The organism is Cupriavidus pauculus, from assembly GCF_008693385.1.
Classification (GTDB): Bacteria; Pseudomonadota; Gammaproteobacteria; order Burkholderiales; family Burkholderiaceae; genus Cupriavidus; species Cupriavidus pauculus_D.
This window is the reverse complement of sequence record NZ_CP044065.1, coordinates 1,575,806-1,594,021: the sequence shown is the minus strand read 5'-3', so window position 1 is coordinate 1,594,021 and position 18,216 is coordinate 1,575,806. Positions and strand designations below refer to the sequence as shown.

General features: G+C 69.2%; 12 protein-coding genes and 1 pseudogene. 9 read left to right on the top strand and 4 right to left on the bottom strand.

Annotated features, from left to right (window positions below; translation table 11 throughout):
- Positions 1-228: 228 nt before the first annotated feature.
- The 4 genes and pseudogenes from FOB72_RS07250 (at position 229) to pdeM (ending at position 6,450) form a co-directional block, all read left to right on the top strand.
- Positions 229-1,302, top strand: a complete 1,074-nt coding sequence (locus tag FOB72_RS07250; RefSeq protein WP_150371909.1) for a ligase-associated DNA damage response exonuclease — start codon at positions 229-231, stop codon at positions 1,300-1,302.
- Positions 1,299-2,945, top strand: a pseudogene (locus tag FOB72_RS07245) (ATP-dependent DNA ligase); the annotation flags it as partial. The gene FOB72_RS07250 and the pseudogene FOB72_RS07245, both read left to right, overlap by 4 nt.
- 98 nt (positions 2,946-3,043) lie before the next feature.
- On the top strand, positions 3,044-5,746 hold the full coding sequence (locus tag FOB72_RS07240; protein WP_150371907.1) for a ligase-associated DNA damage response DEXH box helicase: 2,703 nt from the start codon (positions 3,044-3,046) through the stop codon (positions 5,744-5,746).
- Positions 5,743-6,450 carry a ligase-associated DNA damage response endonuclease PdeM gene (gene pdeM, locus FOB72_RS07235; protein ID WP_150371906.1) on the top strand — a complete coding sequence of 236 codons (708 nt, stop codon included), beginning with the start codon at positions 5,743-5,745 and terminating at the stop codon, positions 6,448-6,450. The genes FOB72_RS07240 and pdeM overlap by 4 nt, the downstream gene beginning before the upstream one ends.
- Before the next feature lie 59 nt (positions 6,451-6,509).
- On the opposite strand, the gene FOB72_RS07230 is transcribed toward pdeM, so the two are convergent.
- A complete protein-coding gene (locus FOB72_RS07230; RefSeq protein WP_150371905.1) occupies positions 6,510-8,477 on the bottom strand; it encodes a PAS domain S-box protein in 1,968 nt (655 codons plus the stop codon).
- 237 nt (positions 8,478-8,714) lie between these two features.
- Here FOB72_RS07230 and FOB72_RS07225 point away from each other — a divergent pair, with 237 nt between their 5' ends.
- On the top strand, positions 8,715-9,839 hold the full coding sequence (locus FOB72_RS07225; protein WP_150371904.1) for an aromatic ring-hydroxylating oxygenase subunit alpha: 1,125 nt from the start codon (positions 8,715-8,717) through the stop codon (positions 9,837-9,839).
- Between the two features lie 5 nt (positions 9,840-9,844).
- Entirely contained in the window at positions 9,845-10,723 is an 879-nt protein-coding gene (locus FOB72_RS07220) for an NAD(P)-dependent oxidoreductase (protein WP_150371903.1), read from the top strand.
- A 25-nt stretch (positions 10,724-10,748) separates the two neighbouring features.
- Here FOB72_RS07220 and FOB72_RS07215 read toward each other — a convergent pair whose 3' ends face one another.
- A complete protein-coding gene (locus tag FOB72_RS07215) occupies positions 10,749-11,819 on the bottom strand; it encodes an alkene reductase (RefSeq protein WP_150371902.1) in 1,071 nt (356 codons plus the stop codon).
- A 179-nt stretch (positions 11,820-11,998) separates the two neighbouring features.
- Between FOB72_RS07215 and FOB72_RS07210 the strand changes: the two genes are divergently transcribed.
- From FOB72_RS07210 to FOB72_RS07200, 3 genes are all read left to right on the top strand, one after another.
- On the top strand, positions 11,999-13,399 hold the full coding sequence (locus tag FOB72_RS07210) for an FAD-containing oxidoreductase (RefSeq protein ID WP_150371901.1): 1,401 nt from the start codon (positions 11,999-12,001) through the stop codon (positions 13,397-13,399).
- Between the two features lie 224 nt (positions 13,400-13,623).
- The gene (locus FOB72_RS07205; protein ID WP_150371900.1) at positions 13,624-14,979 is read left to right on the top strand and encodes a sensor histidine kinase; all 1,356 of its coding nucleotides are present in this window, start codon (positions 13,624-13,626) and stop codon (positions 14,977-14,979) included.
- Positions 14,976-15,635 (top strand): response regulator transcription factor, encoded by a 660-nt coding sequence (locus tag FOB72_RS07200; protein ID WP_150371899.1) that lies wholly within the window; start codon positions 14,976-14,978, stop codon positions 15,633-15,635. Before FOB72_RS07205 ends, FOB72_RS07200 begins: the two co-directional genes overlap by 4 nt.
- Positions 15,636-15,637: 2 nt before the next feature.
- Here FOB72_RS07200 and FOB72_RS07195 read toward each other — a convergent pair whose 3' ends face one another.
- Both FOB72_RS07195 and FOB72_RS07190 read right to left on the bottom strand, forming a co-directional pair.
- The gene (locus FOB72_RS07195) at positions 15,638-17,092 is read right to left on the bottom strand and encodes a GntP family permease (RefSeq protein ID WP_150371898.1); all 1,455 of its coding nucleotides are present in this window, start codon (positions 17,090-17,092) and stop codon (positions 15,638-15,640) included.
- Between the two features lie 3 nt (positions 17,093-17,095).
- Positions 17,096-18,082 carry a patatin-like phospholipase family protein gene (locus tag FOB72_RS07190; RefSeq protein WP_223851488.1) on the bottom strand — a complete coding sequence of 329 codons (987 nt, stop codon included), beginning with the start codon at positions 18,080-18,082 and terminating at the stop codon, positions 17,096-17,098.
- Between the last annotated feature and the right edge of the window lie 134 nt (positions 18,083-18,216).

Genomic DNA, 18,216 nt, shown 5'->3' with positions numbered 1-18,216 from the left:
CCGTCCGGACAGGGACTACGGGCATTGCCGAATCATTCTAGGTGGGATTGATAGTTCACACTATCGGCCTCCGGCTGATTGACGCCGGAAGCAAATCTGGTGTGTACTTTCTCTAAAGTATTGCATAAGTCACATTGTCGGAATGCGCCGACAGCACGAGCAGCCTCCGCCGTCTGGACGGTGCCCAGGCAGGCCGCGCGACAATGACGCTGCAAGGAGGGCCCGGCCATGGAGAGCCAGCAGAAGGAGCAGTCCGCGGACCTGGTGGTGGCGCGGCCCGAGGGGTTGTATTGCCCACCGGGCGATTTCTATATCGACCCCTGGCGTCCGGTCTCGCACGCCGTCATCACGCACGCCCATTCCGACCATGCGCGGTTCGGCCATGGCCATTATCTATGCGCCGAACCCGGGCGTGGCGTGCTGCTGGCGCGCCTGCCGGGGATCACGCTCGATACGCTGCCGTATGGCGAGCGTATCGTCCATCGCGGCGTGACGCTGAGCCTGCATCCCGCGGGGCATGTGCTAGGGTCCGCGCAGGTGCGGCTCGAGCATGGGGGGCGCGTGTGGGTGGCATCGGGCGACTACAAGGTGGAGGACGACGGCACCTGTGCGCCGTTCGAGCCCGTGCGCTGCGACACGTTCATTACCGAGAGCACGTTCGGGCTGCCCATCTACCGTTGGCCGGCGCAGCCCACGCTGATGGCCGAGATTTTCGAATGGTGGCGCGTCAACGCGGAGGCAGGGCGCGCGAGCGTCCTCTACGCGTATGCATTCGGCAAGGCGCAGCGCATCCTGCATGGGTTGATGACCCATGCGGGGGCGGACGTCGCGCTGCCGGGGCCGATCGTGGCGCACGGCGCGCTGACCTCGCTGAATCAGGCGTATCGCGAAGCGGGCGTGGCGTTGCCGCCCGTGATGCTGGCCGCGGATCTGCCGCCGCGCAGCCCCGCGCTGCGGCGCGCGCTCGTCATGGCGCCGCCGTCCGCGCATGGGTCCACGTGGCTGCGCCGCTTTGGCGATGCCTCGGATGCGTTTGCGAGCGGGTGGATGCAATTGCGCGGCACGCGGCGCCGGCGCGGGGTCGATCGTGGCTTTGCGCTGTCCGATCATGCGGACTGGCCGGGGCTGATCTCGGCGATCACGGCCACGGGCGCGGAACGCGTGATCGTCACGCACGGCAACGTGCCGGTGATGGTGCGCTATCTGTCGGAGCGGGGCTGGCGCGCGCAGGCATTCGACACCGCCTATGGCGATGAAGAGGACAGCGATGCGGACGTCGCGGCGGAGGCGCCCGCGGCATGAAGGCGTTCGCCGACCTCTACGCCGCGCTCGATGGCACGACGTCGAGCAATGCCAAGCTCGCCGCGCTGGTTGCTTATCTGCGGCAGGCGCCGCCGGCCGACGCGGCCTGGGCCGTGTTCTTCCTGGCCGGCGGCAAGCCGCGCCAGATCGTGCCCGTGGCGATGCTGCGCGAACTCGCCCAGCGCGCGGCCGGGCTGCCCGAATGGCTGTTCGAGGAAAGCTATCAGGCCGTGGGCGATCTGGCCGAGACCATCGCGCTGCTGTTGCCGGACCCCGAGCAGGCCGACGACGCGGGTCTTGCCGAGTGGGTCGAGCAGCGCGTGCTGCCGCTGCGCGGGCTGCCGCCCGGGGAAGTGGCCCAGCGGCTCGATGCGTTGTGGCGGCCGCTCGACGCGCGCGGGCGGCTCGTGCTCTTCAAGCTGATTACCGGCAGCTTCCGCGTCGGCGTCTCGCGGCTGCTGGTGACGCGCGCGCTTGGCGCGGTGGCCGATATCGATCCCAAGCGCGTGGCGGAGCGCATGGTCGGCTATACGGACCTCTCGGCGCGCCCCGATGCGAGCCGGTTTCTCGCGCTGATCTCCACGGCCGACGACGATGCCACGACGCGTGGCGGCCAGCCGTATCCGTTCTTTCTTGCGCACCCCTTGCAGGCGCCGCTCGATACGTTCGACACGGTGCTGGGCGCGCCCGCGCGCTGGCTCGTCGAGTGGAAATGGGATGGCATTCGCGCGCAGCTCGTGCGCCGGCAGGGCGACACGTGGTTATGGTCGCGCGGCGAGGAACTGATTACGGAGCGCTTTCCTGAACTGGCGGAGGCCGCGGCGTTGCTGCCCGATGGCACGGTACTCGACGGCGAGATCGTGATCTGGAAGGACCGGCGGGTGCAGCCGTTTGCGCTGCTGCAGCAGCGAATCGGCCGCAAGACGCTGGGCGCGAAACTGCTGCGCGATGCGCCTGCCATTCTGATGGCCTACGATCTGCTCGAATGGCAGGGGGAGGACTGGCGCGGACGGCCGCAGGCGGAGCGGCGCGCGCAGCTGGCGCGCGTGCTCGAGGCGACCGTGCATCCGGCGCTCGAACTGAGCCCGCTCGTCGAGGCGGACAGCTGGGATGCGTTCGCGACGCTGCGCGAGGCGTCTCGCGAGATGGGCGTGGAGGGGTTCATGCTCAAGGCGGCCGACGCGGCCTATGGCGCCGGCCGGACGCGCGATGTGGGCGTCTGGTGGAAATGGAAGATCGATCCGTACACCGTCGATGCGGTGCTGATCTATGCGCAGCGCGGGCATGGGCGGCGTGCGAGCCTCTACACGGACTTCACGTTCGCGGTCTGGAACGCGCCGCCGGACAAACCCGAGCGCGCGCTGGTGCCGTTTGCCAAGGCGTATTCGGGGCTGACGGACGAGGAGATGCGCAAGGTGGATGCGATCATCCGCCGCACGACGGTCGAGAAATTCGGGCCCGTGCGGAGCGTGGAACCGACGCAGGTGTTCGAGCTCGGGTTCGAGGGGATTGCCCGCAGCACGCGGCACAAGAGCGGCATCGCGGTGCGGTTTCCGCGCATGCTGCGGTGGCGGACGGACAAGCCGATCGGCGAGGCGGATACGCTGGCGACGCTGGAGGGGATGCTGCGATCGGCCGAGCCGCCGGCTGGGGACACCGGGCCCGCTGCGCCCGCAGGTCCGGCCCCGGCTGCGGCTGCGGCTGCGCCGGCGTCCGGCTCGCCCGTGCCGGAGGACCCCGCATGAGCGCGCGCGCGGTGCGGGGACGGGCCGGGACGGCGGCGGTCGAGCTGGCCGTGCCGCTCGCATCGCGCCTCGACGCGTGGTTCACCTCGCGCGGGTGGGCGCCGTTTCCGTTTCAGCGCGACGTCTGGAACGCCATCCGCGCCGGCCAGAGCGGGCTGCTGCACGCGACCACGGGCACCGGCAAGACCTATGCGGCATGGCTCGGCGCGCTGCTCGCGTTCGCGGACACCGCGGAGAGGAAGGAGCCCGCACCGCTCACGGTGCTATGGCTCACCCCGATGCGCGCCCTCGCCGCCGACACCACGCGCGCCCTGCAGGCCCCGCTGGCCGAACTCGGCATCCCATGGACCGTCTCGCTGCGCACCGGCGACACGGGCAGCGGCGAGCGGGCCGCGCAGGCCCGCCGGCTGCCGAGCGCGCTCGTCACCACGCCCGAGAGCCTGTCGCTGATGCTCACACGCGCCGACGCCCAGCAGACGCTCGGCCGCGTGCAACTGGTCGTCGTCGACGAGTGGCACGAACTCATCGGCAACAAGCGCGGCGTCCAGACGCAGCTCGCGCTCGCGCGCCTCCACCGCTGGCAACCCGCGCTGCGCGTCTGGGGGCTCTCCGCCACGCTCGGCAACCTGGACCACGCGAGCGACGTGCTGCTGGCCGGAGTGCCCGCGGCGCAGCGCGTGCGCGTGCAGGGCCATACCCCCAAGGCGCTGACCATCGACACGCTGCTGCCCGATCATGCGGGGCGGTTTCCGTGGGCCGGGCATCTGGGGCTGTCGATGCTGCCGCATGTGGTGCGCGAACTCGACGAGAGCAGCACCACGCTCGTATTCCTCAACACGCGTTCGCAGGCGGAACTCTGGTATCAGGCCGTGCTCGACGCGCGCCCCGAGTGGGCGGGGCAGATCGCGCTCCATCACGGCTCCCTCGACCGCGCGACGCGCGAGTGGGTCGAGGTCAGCCTCAAGCAGGGGGTGTTGCGCGCGGTCATCTGCACGTCGAGCCTCGACCTCGGCGTGGATTTCCTGCCCGTGGAGCGCGTGCTGCAGGTGGGCTCGCCCAAAGGGGTGGCACGGCTGCTGCAGCGCGCGGGCCGCTCGGGCCACGCACCGGGGCGTACCTCGCGCGCCACCGTGGTGCCGACGCACAGCCTGGAACTCGTCGAGGCGCTGGCCGCGCGGCATGCCGTGGCGGCGGGGCGCATCGAGGCGCGCGAGTCGCCCGACCAGCCGCTCGACGTGCTGGTCCAGCATCTGGTGACGGTGGCGCTCGGCGGCGGTTTCCGTGCCGACGACCTGCTGCGCGAGGTGCGTACGACCTGGGCCTATCGCGATCTGTCCGACGAGGCATGGCAGTGGTGCCTGGACTTCGTCCGGCAGGGCGGCAGGACGCTGTCCGCCTATCCCGATTACCGCCGCGCGCAGCCTGGCGACGACGGCATCTGGCGCGTGCCCGACGCGCGGCTCGCGCGGCGGCATCGTATGAGCGTCGGCACGATCGTGAGCGACGCGACGATGCAGGTCCGCTACTGGTCCCGCGCGGCATCGGGCGGCGCGTCGCTCGGCAGCGTGGAGGAGGGCTTTATCGCACGGCTGGCGCCGGGCGACTGCTTCCTGTTCGGCGGACGCCTGCTCGAGCTCGTGCGCGTGCAGGAGATGACGGCCTACGTGCGCCGCGCCAGCGGCCGCAAGCCCGTGGTGCCGCGCTGGAACGGCGGACGCATGCCGCTCTCCACCGAGCTCGCCGAGACCATGCTCGATATGCTCGAGGCGGTCGCGCAAAAGCGCCTCGATCCGCGCGAGACGCCCGAGCTGCCGCTGATCGAGCCGATCGTCGAGCTGCAGACGCGCTGGTCCGCATTGCCCACGCGGCATACGCTGCTGGCGGAGAGCCTCCATTCGCGCGAGGGATGGCATCTGTTCCTCTATCCGTTTGCGGGCCGGTCCGTGCATCTGGGGCTCGGCAGCCTGCTGGCGTGGCGGCTGGGGCAAAAGGTGCCGGCCACGTTCTCGGTGGCGGTCAACGACTACGGACTGGAGTTGCTGACACCGTCGGAGATCGACTGGGCGCGATGGCTGCCGGAAGTGCTGGCGGAGGAGGCGCGCCCTGACGGCGGGCGCGATCTCGCGCGCGATGTGCTCGGCAGCCTCAATGCGGGCGAACTCTCGCTGCGGCGTTTTCGCGAGATTGCGCGCGTCGCGGGGCTGATCTTTCAGGGCTATCCGGGCGAGGCGCGCAGCGCGCGGCAGCTGCAGGCATCGTCGAGCCTGTTCTACGAGGTGTTCCGCAAGCACGATCCCGACAACCTGCTGCTCGGGCAGGCGGAGCGCGAGGTCCTGATGCAGGAACTGGACGCGCACCGGCTCGGCGCGACGCTCGCGCGGCTGGACGCGCTGCCGCTGGATCTGCGCGTGCTGCGGCGGCCGTCGCCGTTCGCGTTCCCGCTCGTGGTGGAATTTCTGCGCGAGAAGCTCAGTACCGAGAAACTGGCCGATCGGATCGCGCGGATGCTTGCGGACCTCGAGCGCGCGGCAGGGCCCGCTGTCGGGGACACCGCGCGGGACACAGCCGGGAACGTGGCGGAAGACGCGGCGGATGTCGCGACGGTCGCCCGCTTCGGCATGTCCGACCACGCCGCCAGCGGCACACCGCGCAAGCCCAGACGCGCGCGCAAACCTTCCAGACCATTGCCACCCCTATGAGCGACGCCGATCTCACCGATCTCACCGATCTCGCCGCGTTGGGCGCCGTGGCCGCGGACGTCGCGGGCGAGACGCTATGGCTGCTGCCGGAGCACGCGGTATGGTGGCCCGCGCGTGCGATGCTGCTCGTGGCCGATGTCCATATCGGCAAGGCCGCATCGTTCCGCGCGCTCGGGCAACCGGTGCCGGCCGGCACGACGGCCAGCAACCTCGCGCGGCTGCGCACGCTCGCCATGCGCCATCGCGCGCGCGAACTCGTGTTCCTGGGCGATTTCCTGCACGCGCGGGCGGCGCGGACCGCGGCCGTGCTCGTCGCGCTGCACGACTGGCGCGACGCGTTACCGGCGGACCTGCGGCTCACGCTCGTCCGGGGCAATCACGATCTGCATGCGGGCGATCCGCCGCCCGAACTCCAGATCGATGTCAGGGCCGAACCGTATGGGGCGGGGCCGTTCGCGCTATGTCATATGCCGGGCACGTCGGACAGCGGATACGTGCTGGCGGGCCACCTGCATCCGGCGTTTCACCTGCGCGGACGCGGCGCCGACGCGGTGCGGCTGCCGTGCTTCGTACTGGGTCCCCGCGGGGGAATTCTGCCGGCGTTCGGCGCGTTCACGGGCCACGCGACCGTACGGGCCGAAGCCAATACCCGCCTGTACGTGATTGGCGACGGACGCGTGTGGCCCGTCGTGCATGGCAGATAGGTGCCGCTGACCGGCGCCGGCAAAACGTACCGGCAGACGATGCATGGCCGATGTAAAAGTTACTGGGCGGCCGGACCGAAATCGGCGAGCGTCGCCAGCAGCTTGTCGAGGTCGACAGGCTTGACGAGGTGCGCATGAAAGCCCGCATCCTGCGTCTGCTGCCGGTCGGAAGCCTGGCCGAATCCGGTCAGCGCCACATAGCGCGTGCCGGACAGCGCCGGCATTCCGCGCAGTGCATGGATCACGGCGAAACCGTCCATGCCGGGCATGGCAAGGTCGATCAGCGCCACGTCGGGGCGAACGCGCGCGGCCGCGTGCACGGCTTCCATGCCGTCGTAAGCCACGGCCACTTCGTGCCCGGACATTTCGAGCAGCATCGCCATGCTGTCGGCCGCGTCGCGGTTGTCATCGACGAGCACCACGCGGAGCGGACGCGTGCCGGCCGTCCGGTCGTCATCGGCGCGATCGGACGCCGCGGCCGAGCTCGCCATTGGCAGCCGGATGGTGAAGGTGCTGCCAAGCCCCGCCCCTTCGCTCATGGCTGTTATCGAGCCGCCGTGCATCTCGATGAGCGAACGGCAGAGCGAAAGGCCGATGCCGAGGCCGCCCTGCGCATTGCTCCCGGGCCGGTCCTCCTGCACGAATAGGTTGAAGATGTCGTCGAGCGCGTCGCGCGAAATGCCGCGGCCCTGGTCAATGATCTGGATCACGAGCGTGCGTCCCTGGGCGTGAATCGATATGGCAACCGGCGAACCGGGTGGAGAAAATTTGGCCGCATTGAGCAGCAGGTTCTGGATGACCTGGACCAGCCGGGTCTTGTCGACGAACAGCGGGAGCGCGCCCGCGTCGGCGTTGATGCTGACGGTCTGCCCCTTGGCATCGAGCGCGGGTTGTGCGGCCTCGATGCCGAGCACCACGACGTCGCACGCATCGATGGGCTCCCGCCGCAGTTCGATCTTCCCGGACGCGATACGGCCGACGTCGAGCAGATCGTCCACGAGCCGCGTCAGATGCGTGACCTGCCGGTCGATCAGGCCCAGGCCTTTTTCGGTCGCGGCAAGGTCGCCCGGGCGCAGCCGCATGACGGTCAGCGCGTTGCGTACCGGCGCGAGCGGATTGCGCAGTTCGTGCGAGAGCGTGGCCAGGAACTCGTTCATGCGCCGGCCCGAACGTTCGAGTTCCTCGAGCCGCTTGCGCTCGCTCATGTCGCGCGTGACCTTGGCAAAACCGCGCAGCGCCTCGCTTTCGTCGTAGATTGCGGTAATCGTGACGTCGGCCCAGAACAGCGTGCCGTCCTTGCGCACGCGCCAGCCTTCGTCCTCGACGCGCCCCTCGTGCCGCGCGATCTCGAGTTCGAGGTCCGGCTTGCCCATGCGCACATCGTCTGCCGGATAGAAGCGCGAGAAATGCTCGCCGATGATCTCGTCGCGCCGGTAACCCTTGATATAGGACGCACCCGAGTTCCAGCTCATGATGTAGCCCTGTGGGTCGAGCATGAAGATCGCGTAGTCCTTGACGCTCTCGACCAGCATGCGGAATGTCTCTTCGCTCCGGCGCAGCGCCTCGGCGGCGTTGCGCCGCTCGGTCATGTCGCGCGTGACCTTGCCGAAGCCGGTCAGCCGGCCGGACGGGTCGCGCAGCGCGGTGATGATGACGTTGGCCCAGAACTGGGTGCCGTCCTTGCGCACGCGCCAGCCTTCATCCTCGAAACGGCCGTGTTCGGCGGCGGCCAGCAACTCCGCGCCGGGCCAGTCGCGGGCCTTGGCCTCCTCGGTGTAGAACCGCGAGAAATGGCTGCCGATGATCTCGTGCGCCGCATAGCCCTTGATGCGCGCGGCGCCGGCGTTCCAGCTCGTGACGTGGCCCGTGGCGTCGAGCGTGAAGATCGCGTAGTCGGTGATCGTTTCCACAAGCGTGCGGAAGCGCTCGTCGCCGGCCGGTTGCACGGGCGTCGCGGTCACGGTCGCGGCCTCGCCGGCGCCGACGGCGGACGCGCGCCGGTCAAGGGGCGGGGCGGAGCGGGACATGATGGGGCGCGGATGCGAACATTCCGCAAGGATACTCGTGTTCCCGGCACCCCCGCGCTTTTTTGGGGCAGCCGCTGGCGCGGACCTTGCTGCATTTGCACATCCGTTTTCCCCGATTGGCATTCCGTTCGCGTAGACTCCAGTGCTGGCGGTCCGCAGTCCGGGCAACAATACCTTCGAACAATCATCGCCGCAAAACACGGCCGAGTCTTTTAGCGACGCAAGGAGACGTCCCGCATGTATGCAGAGTCTTTGCTAGACAGCCGTACGAACGATACACCCCTCGACAAATCGGTCGAGACACCGGTAGAACCGTCCGAGCGCGATCTGCGCCGCGTGCCGATTCATCCCGATTACTGGTATCCGCTCGCCTGGTCGCGCGAAGTCCGCAAGGGGCGCGCGCACGGCGTCCATTTCGCCGGCGATCCGATCGTGCTGGTGCGTACCGAGACGGGCAAGCTGTTCGCGCTCGAGGACCGCTGCGCGCACCGCCAGGTGCCGCTGCACGCGGGCGTCGTGGACGGCGAGACGCTGCGCTGCTGCTACCACGGCTGGAGCTACGATTGCAGCGGCAAGTGCATCGACGTGCCTTACCTCGGCAAGGAGCGCCTGCCCAACGGCGTCCGCGCCTATCCGTGCCGCGAGCAGGCCGGCCTGATCTTCGTGTTCACGGGCGATCCGGCGCTGGCCGACAGCCGGCCGGTCCCCGAGCTGGCTTCGGTGACGAACCGCGAGTACAAGACGCGCCGCTTCGGCCGCGAGGTCAAGTGCCACTACTCGTTCATGCACGAGAACCTGATGGACATGAACCATCAGTTCCTGCATCGCCGGCAGATGGGCAACATGCGCGCGCGCTCGCTGGGGCGCCGCCGCGGCGAGGGGTTCGTCGAGGTCGACTACACGTTCTACCGGGAGGCCGGCAAGCAGCCGCTCGGCGAGTCGCTGGTCTTCGGTGGCGGCAAGAAGAACGAGAGCGGTACGGGCGGCAAGGACGTGATGACCGTCCGCACGGGCTATCCCTATCAGACGCTGCAGATTCGCACCGCGAGCGGCACGCTCGTGATGGACCTGTGGATCGCCTACGTGCCGCTGGACGCCGCGCAGCGGACCAATCGCACGTTCGGCGTGCTGTCGATCCGCCGGCCAAAGGTACCGTTCGTGATGGATCTGGCGTGGCCGCTGCTTGTCTGGTTTACCGAACGTATCTTCCAGGAAGACCGCGATATCGTCGAACTCGAACAGCTCGCGCACGACAAGCAGGGCGCCGACTGGAACCACGAGGTCTTCCCGGTCATCCGTGAACTGCGTGCGCTGCTGCGCGAAAACGGCGGCCGCACGGTGATTCCCATCCACAAGGTCTGATCATCATGGAAGTCGCATTTATCGGCCTCGGCACCATGGGTGCGGCCATGGCCGCGAACCTCGTCAAGACGGGACACCGCGTGCGGGGCTGGAACCGTTCGCCGGACCCCGTTGCCGCGCTGGCGGCGGCCGGTGGCCATGCGGCGGCCAGCGCCGCGGACGCGGCGCGCGGCGCCGAGGTGCTGATCACGATGCTGGCCGACGATAATGCCACGCGCGCGGTGATCGACGACGCCGTGCTCGGCGCGCTGGCACCGGGAGCGATCCACGCCAACATGGCCACGGTCTCGGTGGCGTTCACGCGGGAGATGGCCGATTTTCACGCCGCGCGTGGGGTCGGCTACGTGGCGGCACCGGTGCTGGGGCGCGTCAACGTGGCGCGCGACGGCAAGCTCAATATCCTGGCGGGTGGGGAAGACGCGCTGCTCGACCGACTGCAGCCGCTGTTCGACGTGCTCGGCCAGAAGACATGGCGCTTTGGCGCGCGGCCCGAACAGGGCACGATCGTGAAGCTGGCGACCAACTTCATGCTTGCCAGCGCGATCGAATCGATGGGCGAGGCCGCGGCGCTCGCCCGCAGCCAGGACGTCTCGAATGTCGATTTTCTCGACATGGTCACGTCCACCGTGTTCGCGGTGCCCGCGTACCGCGGCTATGGCATGGCGATGGCGAACGGGCAGTTCGATCCGCCTGGCTTCAAGCTCTCGCTCGGCTACAAGGACGTGCGGCTCGCGCTGGAAGCGGCGGGCACCGGCGAGGTGCCCATGCCGTTTGCCAGCGTGCTGCGCGACAACCTGCTGGACAACCTCGCGCACGGCGAGGGCAATCTCGACCTCGCCGCGCTAGGCAAGGTCTCCGCGCGCCGCGCCGGCCAGCAGGACTGACAGGGCGGCGCTTCCGGGAAGCGGCTTACGAGGCCGCGAGCAGCGGGTAGTCGGTATAGCCGGTGCCGCTCGCGTGCTCGAGGTCGTAGATCGTGGCCGCGTTCACCTCGTTGAGCGGCGCGCGCTGGCGCAGCCGTTCGACGAGGTCCGGGTTGGCAATAAACGCGCGCCCGAACGACACCGCATCGGCGGTACCTTCGGCCAGCACGGCCTGCGCCGCGTCCAGGTCGAATCCGTCGTTGGCGATGACGGCACCGCCGAACTCACGCTTCAGCTGGGCCAGCAGCGCGCCGTCGCCCCGCGTCTCGCGCACGAACAGGAAGCCGACCTTGCGCTTGCCGAGCTCGCGCGCGACATAGCCGAACGTTTCGGACGGGTTCGAATCGGCCATCGAATGGCTCGGCGATCGCGGGGCAAGGTGCACGCCGACGCGGCCCGGGCCCCACACCGCCGTGACGGCGTCCGCCACCTCCAGCAACAGCCGCGCGCGATTCTCGATCGCGCCGCCATAGGCATCGGTACGCTGGTTGGAGCCATCCTGCAGGAACTGGTCGAGCAGATAGCCATTGGCGGCATGGATGGTCACGCCATCGAAGCCGGCCGCCTTGGCATTGGCCGCGCCGCGCGCAAAGCCGGCCACGACTTCCTTGATGTCTTCCACCGACATCTCCCGCGGTACCACGTACTCGCGCTGCGGGCGCAGCAGGCTCACATTGCCCTTGGCCGCGATGGCGCTCGGGCCCACGGGCTGGCGGCCGTCGAGCAGATCGGGGTGGGTGATGCGGCCCACGTGCCACAGCTGGGCGACGATACGGCCGCCGGCTTCGTGCACGGCGCGCGTCACGATCTGCCATCCTGCAACCTGCTCCTGCGACCACAGGCCCGGCACGTTCGGGTAGCCCACGCCGTCGGGCATGACGGGTACGCCTTCGGACACGATGAGGCCGGCCGAGGCGCGCTGCGTGTAGTACTCGGCCATCAGCGCGTTGGGCACGTGGACGGGACTGGCCGCGCGCAGGCGCGTCAGCGGTGCCATGACGATACGGTTGGACAGTTGCAGGTCGCCGATCTGGATGGGGTCGAACAGGGTTGTCATGAACTCGATAGTTTCACAATGAAAGTCTGTGGATACTAGCAGTGGTTGAAAAATCGTGCAGATGAGGAGGCCGGCGCCCCGGGAACCGTGCAAAAGGGAGAACGACGCACATGCGGGGCGATGAAAGTTGCCGGCGCTACCTATAATCTTTCGCAGCGAACGAGCCAAAGGGAGCTGTGATGACCGCACCAGAACGTTTCGACGCCATCCTCATCGGTACCGGTCAGGCGGCGCCCGCGCTGGCCAACCGGCTTTCGGCCGCCGGGATGGCGGTTGCCGTGATCGAGCGCGGCGACGTGGGCGGGACGTGCGTCAACGTGGGCTGCACGCCGACCAAGGCGATGGTCGCCAGCGCCTACGCGGCGCGCATGGCCGCGCGGGCGGCCGAGTACGGCGTGATGCTGGACGGCACGGTGCGCGTGGACATGGCGGCCGTGCATGCGCGCACGCAGGGCATCGTCCTCAAGAGCCGCAATGGGGTTACGCGCTGGATCGAGGGCATGCCGCGCGCGAAGCTGATTCGCGGCCACGCGCGCTTCGAGGACCCCCGGACCGTGCGCGTCGGCGACCGGTTGCTGACCGCCGACAAGATCTTTATCAACGTCGGCGGACGCGCGCTCGTGCCCGACGCGATCAAGGGCCTGCCCGCGGTCCCGCATCTGACCAATGTGGAGGCCCTCGCGCTGGAGACCGTGCCGAAGCACCTCGTGGTGATTGGCGGCAGCTATATCGGGCTCGAGTTCGCGCACGTATTCCGGCGCTTCGGCGCCGAGGTGACGGTGGTCGAGCGCGGCGCGCGGCTTGTCGCGCGCGAGGACGAGGAGGTGTCGGCGCAGATACGCGGCATTCTGGAGGCCGAAGGCATCCGGATCCGGACCGATGCGAACTGCATCACGGTCAGCGCGCATGCCGAAGGGGTGGAGGTCGGCGTCGACTGCGAGTCCGGCGAGCCCGCGGTGGTCGGCAGCCATGTGCTCGTGGCGGTCGGGCGCCAGCCCAATACGGACGACCTGGGCCTGGACAAGGCCGGCGTCAGGACCGACACGCATGGCTATATCGTGGTCGATGACGGGTTGCGCACCAGCGTGGACGGCATCTGGGCGCTCGGCGACTGCAATGGCCGGGGGGCATTCACCCATACGGCCTACAACGACTTCGAGATCGTCGCGGCCAATCTGCTGGACGGCGAGCATCGCTCGGTGGCCGATCGCATCCCCGTGTATGGCCTGTTCATCGACCCGCCGCTGGGCCGCGTGGGCATGACGGAGGCGCAGGCCCGGCAGGCCGGGCATCGCGTGCGCGTCGGCAAGCGGCAGATGACGCGCGTGATGCGCACGGTGGAAAAGGGCGAGAGCCAGGGGTCCATGCGTGTGGTCGTCGATGCCGACACCGATCGCATTCTCGGCGCGGCGATCCTTGGCGTCGGCGGCGACGAGGCCGTGCATTCGATCCTGTCGATGATGGCCGCGGACAAGCCGTACACGCTGCTGGCGCGGACCATGGCGATTCATCCCACTGTGTCGGAACTGATTCCCACGATCCTCGGCGAGCTCGGGGACACCCTCGCGCCCACCAGATAAAAAAAGGGCAGCGGGGAACTGCCCGTGCCACTGGGGGTGAAGCTGCCGGCCGGGGAGGCCCGGCGCCAGCGGCGAAACCTATGGCTGAATACAGTGTGGCAGGCGAAAATGAGCCGAAAATGAGAGCCGAATCAAGAGCCGAAACGCGCGCCGAAACGAGCGCAGAAACGCGCGCCGAAACGTGCGCCGAAACGCGCGAGCCGCTCAGCCCCGCCGGAGCCCGCATGCCAAGCCAGACCGCCGTCCGTTCCCTGCATCGCCGCCTGAGCCTCTCCCTCGGGAGCCTCGCGCTGGTGATCGGATTGCTCGGGGCGTTCGGCGCGTGGGTCGTCGTGCGTCAGCTTGCCAGCCAGTTCAACGCGGACCTCGCGCATGCGGGTTCGACGATGCAGCCGTCGCCGGCCGCCATGCCCGTGCCCGCGCCGGCCGGCCATCCGACGCCGCATATCGTGATCCAGACCTGGCGCCCCGGCGATGGCGCATTGCCGGGCCATACGAGCGATCCGACCGTGCTGGTGCCGCGCGTGCCGCCGGGCTTTTCGGAGGCGCGCGGCGCCAACGGGCGCATGTGGGATGTCTTCGCGATGCAGGCCGGCACGGCCTGGGTCCAGATGGCCGAGCAGCGCGCGGTGCGCAACGACAATGCCGCGCGTGTGGCGATGTGGGCCGCGATTCCCGTGGTGCTGCTGTTGCCGCTGCTCGTCTGGGTGGTGCGGGCAAGCGTGCGCATGTCGCTGCGGCCGCTCGGCGAGATCGGCGAGCGAGTGGCCAAGGTCGATCTCAATCATCTGCAGCCCGTGGAAACGCAGGCCGCGCCCGAGGAACTGCGGCCGTTCCTCGATTCGATCAACCGCATGATGCAGCGCCTGTCGTCCCTGATCGACGCGGAGCGCACGTTCATTGCCGACGCCGCGCACGAACTGCGCTCGCCCATCACCGCATTGCAGCTGCAGGTCGACAATCTGCGGCATGCGCCGCCGGAGGCGATGGAAGACCGCATCGAGGAACTGCAGCGCGGCATCCGCCGCACGTCGACGCTGGTCACGCAGCTGCTCGGCCTGGCCCGCGCGGAGATCGGCGCGCGCGCCTCCCCGGCCGAGGTGCCGCTGACGCAGGTGGTGACGGACGTGGTGACCGACCTGTTGCCCCTTGCGCTCGATCGCGGCGTGGACCTTGGCGCGGAGCAGATGGACGACGCGGTGGTGCGCGCGCAGGAAACCGACTTGCGCATGCTCGTGAAGAACCTGATCGACAACGCCATTCGCTACGGCGGCGCGGGGTGCCGCGTGGATGTGAGCGTGCGTCGCCTCGACGGTCACGCCGAGATCGAGGTGGCGGACGACGGACCCGGCATTCCCGAATCCGAACGCGCGCGCGTGTTCGACCGCTTCTATCGCGGCGGCGCCACGGACGAGGAGGGCAGCGGACTGGGACTGGCGATCGTCCAGACCGTGGTCGATAACCTGGGCGGCAGCGTGACGCTTTCGGGCCGGGCCGACGGCGGGCATGGGCTTGTGGCGCGCATCGTGCTGCCGTTGCAAGGCCAGGCGCAAGGGCAAGAGCGAGGGCAGGCGATATGAGAATCCTGTTGATCGAGGACGATCCGCAGATCGGCCAGAGCCTGGTGCGCGCGCTCAAGGACGCGCAATGCAGCGTCGATTGGGCACGCACGGGCGACCTCGCGCGCTCGGCGATCGATGACGGGTCCTATTCGGCGATCCTGCTCGACCTCGGCCTGCCCGATATCGACGGCCTCGAGATTCTCAAATGGCTGCGCACGAAGCACGATGAAACGCCGTTGCTCATCATCACCGCGCGCGACGATGTGGACACGCGGATCGATGGCCTCGACTTCGGTGCCGACGACTACGTGATCAAGCCGTTCGAGGCGCGCGAACTTCTTGCGCGCATTCGCGCCGTCATTCGCCGGAAGTCGGGCTCCGCATCGTCCACGCTCGTGCACGGCAAGGCCACGCTCGACCTCAACCTGCGGCAGCTCAACTACGATGGGCGTGCCGAAGCGCTGAGCGCGCGCGAGTATGCGCTGGTGCTGGCGCTGCTCGAGCGTCCCGGCGCGATTCTCTCGCGCGCGCAGCTGGAAGAACGGCTCTATGGCTGGGGCGAGGAAGTCGAAAGCAATGCGGTGGATGCGATCATCTACGGCATTCGCCGCAAGTTCGGCAGCACGCTCGTACGCAATGTGCGCGGGCTTGGCTGGACTATCCCGGGCACCTGACCCTAGAACGACCCCAGCCATCCTCCGAGCACGATCACCGCGGCCAGGGCAAGCAGCGGGCCGACGATGCCGACCATGACGATGCCGCCATAACTCTGGCGATGCGTGGCGCCGCAGACCGCGAGCAGCGTGACCACCGCGCCGTTATGCGGCAGCGTGTCGAGCGTGCCCGCGCTCATCACCGCCACGCGGTGCAGGACGGCCGGATCGAGGCCGATCTCCGCCGCCCGCGCGAGGTAGGTCCCGCCCAGCGCCTCGAGCGCGATGGTCAGGCCACCGGACGCGGAACCCGTCAGGGCCGACAGCACGTTGGTGGCCACGGCCAGCGAGACGAGAGGCCCGCCCCCGATGCCGAGCACCCAGTCGCGCACCACGGCAAAGCCCGGCAGCGCCGCCACCACGGCGCCAAAGCCGACGAGGCTCGCCACGCTGAGCACGGGCAGCGCGGCCGCGTGCACGCCGGCTCCCATCGTGTCGCGCAGCGCGGGCAGCCGCCGCAGGTTCAGCAGCACCAGGCAGACGATGGCCGCGACCAGCGCCACGATGACCGACCATACGCCGCCCAGTGCCTGCAGGCTCGTCTCGCCCCACTGCGGCAGCTGCAGGTAGTCGGCGGGCCAGCGGGGCAGCACGACCAGCGTCATCAGGAGGTTGACACCGATCACGACGGCCAGCGGCAGCAGCGCGACCGCCGCGCCGGGGCCCTGCGCGCTGCGCAGGCCGTGCAGGGCTTCGGCCGGGTCGAACTCGTGCGCGGTGCTCGCGCGTTCGCGGATCAGCGGGCGCTCGGCCACCTCGTCGGGGATGGCCGGCATGTCGGGGCCGTAGCCGTCTCCCGCGCGGCGTGCCTTGCGTTCGGCGTGGCCGAGCCACCAGAGACCGAACGCGAGCATGATCGCGCTGGCCGCGATGCCGAGGCCGGGCGCCGCGAACGGCGTGGTGCCGAAGAACGGCATCGGGATCGCATTCTGGATGGCCGGGGTGCCGGGCAGCGCCGACATCGTGAACGTGGATGTGCCCAGCACGATCGCGGGCGGCATCAGCCGCGGCGGGATATCGGCCGCGCGGAACAGCGCATGCGCCATGGGCGCGAGCACGAAGAAGGCGACGAACAGGCTCACGCCGCCATACGTGAGCAGCGCGCCGGCCAGCACCACGGCCAGCATCGCGCGGCGCGGGCCGAGCGTGCGCGTCATCCAGTCCGCGATCGCGGTGACGGAGCCGCTGTCGTCCATGAGCTTGCCGAACAGCGCGCCGAGCAGGAACAGCGGAAAGAACTGCGCGACGAAGCCGGCCGCCGTGCCCATGAACGTCTGCGTCCAGTGCGCGAGCAACGGGGCGCCCGCCGTGGCGGCCGCCAGCAGTGCGGCGGCCGGCGCGATCAGCAAAATGCTCCAGCCACGGAACGCCAGCCAGATCATTGCCGCGAGGGCAATGACGATGCCGAGCAGGCCCATCGGTCAGACCTCCTCGAGCAGTTCGTCGAGGTCGAACGTGGAACGCCGGCCGAGCGCATCGGCATGCGCGGCAAGGAAGCCGTCCGCGGCCTGCCGACCTTCATCGCGCAGCATGCACAGGAACGACCATTCGGCATTCATCTTCGATGACGAGCCGAACTCGGCCATGCGGTCGCTCGCGATGCGATGGATGCGCATGCCGGCCCATTGCGCGCCTTCGCAGTCGCCGGCGCTGGCCACGCGGCGCAACACCGCGATCATGCGCAGCTCCTTGAGCAGCGTGGCATTGAACGAGATCTCGTTGACGCGGCTCAGGATATCGCGCGCGCTGCGCGGCACGCCGGGGCGTGCCACCGGATTGATCTGGACGAGAATGGTGTCGCGCGACTGGCATTCGCGCACGAGGGGCGTGATGGTCGGATTGCCCGCGTAACCGCCATCCCAGTACGGAACGCCGTCGATCTCCACGGCCTGAAAGACCGTGGGCAGGCAGGCCGAGGCGAGCAGCACGCTGGCCGTGATCTCCGCATTGCGAAATATGCGTCCGCGCCCGGTTTCGACATTGGTGGCCGTGACGAACAGGCGAACGGGTGCGTTCGCGAGCGTGTCGAAATCGATCGTATCGCGCAGGATTTCGGCCAGCGGATTGCTGCCGGCCTTGTTGAGGTCGTAGGGCGACCAGATGCGCGCGGCGAGGTCGGCCGCGACGAACAGCGGCGAGTTGTCGAGCGTCCAGCGGCCGAGGATCACATCGAGCGGGCTGCGCCGGAAGGGACTGAAGCGCGCGGCGTCGGCCACGCGGTGCCAGAAGTCGTCGAGCGCCTGGCGCGCGCCTTCGGCGCCGCCGCGCGCATGGCCGTGGACGAGCACGGCCGCGTTCATGGCGCCCGCCGATGTGCCCGAGATGCCGTCGATGCGCAGCCACGGTACTTCGAGCAGGCGGTCCAGCACGCCCCAGGTGAAGGCGCCGTGCGCGCCGCCGCCCTGCAGGGCCAGATCCACCGCCAGTGGCGCCCGCGCGTTGTTGGCGGCATCGGCGGCATCGGCGGCTTCGGCAGCGTCTACGCTTTCAACCTGTCCTTTCTGCACATCTCCTTGCTGGACCATGCGATCCTCCCTTGGGA

What these genes read in the sequence shown, in the direction of transcription:
- FOB72_RS07250 (WP_150371909.1), top strand. Translation starts at nt 229, where the DNA reads ATGGAGAGCCAGCAGAAGGAGCAGTCCGCGGACCTGGTGGTGGCGCGG.
- FOB72_RS07240 (WP_150371907.1), top strand. Translation starts at nt 3,044, where the DNA reads ATGAGCGCGCGCGCGGTGCGGGGACGGGCCGGGACGGCGGCGGTCGAG.
- pdeM (WP_150371906.1), top strand. Translation starts at nt 5,743, where the DNA reads ATGAGCGACGCCGATCTCACCGATCTCACCGATCTCGCCGCGTTGGGC.
- FOB72_RS07230 (WP_150371905.1), bottom strand. Translation starts at nt 8,477, where the DNA reads ATGTCCCGCTCCGCCCCGCCCCTTGACCGGCGCGCGTCCGCCGTCGGC.
- FOB72_RS07225 (WP_150371904.1), top strand. Translation starts at nt 8,715, where the DNA reads ATGTATGCAGAGTCTTTGCTAGACAGCCGTACGAACGATACACCCCTC.
- FOB72_RS07220 (WP_150371903.1), top strand. Translation starts at nt 9,845, where the DNA reads ATGGAAGTCGCATTTATCGGCCTCGGCACCATGGGTGCGGCCATGGCC.
- FOB72_RS07215 (WP_150371902.1), bottom strand. Translation starts at nt 11,819, where the DNA reads ATGACAACCCTGTTCGACCCCATCCAGATCGGCGACCTGCAACTGTCC.
- FOB72_RS07210 (WP_150371901.1), top strand. Translation starts at nt 11,999, where the DNA reads ATGACCGCACCAGAACGTTTCGACGCCATCCTCATCGGTACCGGTCAG.
- FOB72_RS07205 (WP_150371900.1), top strand. Translation starts at nt 13,624, where the DNA reads ATGCCAAGCCAGACCGCCGTCCGTTCCCTGCATCGCCGCCTGAGCCTC.
- FOB72_RS07200 (WP_150371899.1), top strand. Translation starts at nt 14,976, where the DNA reads ATGAGAATCCTGTTGATCGAGGACGATCCGCAGATCGGCCAGAGCCTG.
- FOB72_RS07195 (WP_150371898.1), bottom strand. Translation starts at nt 17,092, where the DNA reads ATGGGCCTGCTCGGCATCGTCATTGCCCTCGCGGCAATGATCTGGCTG.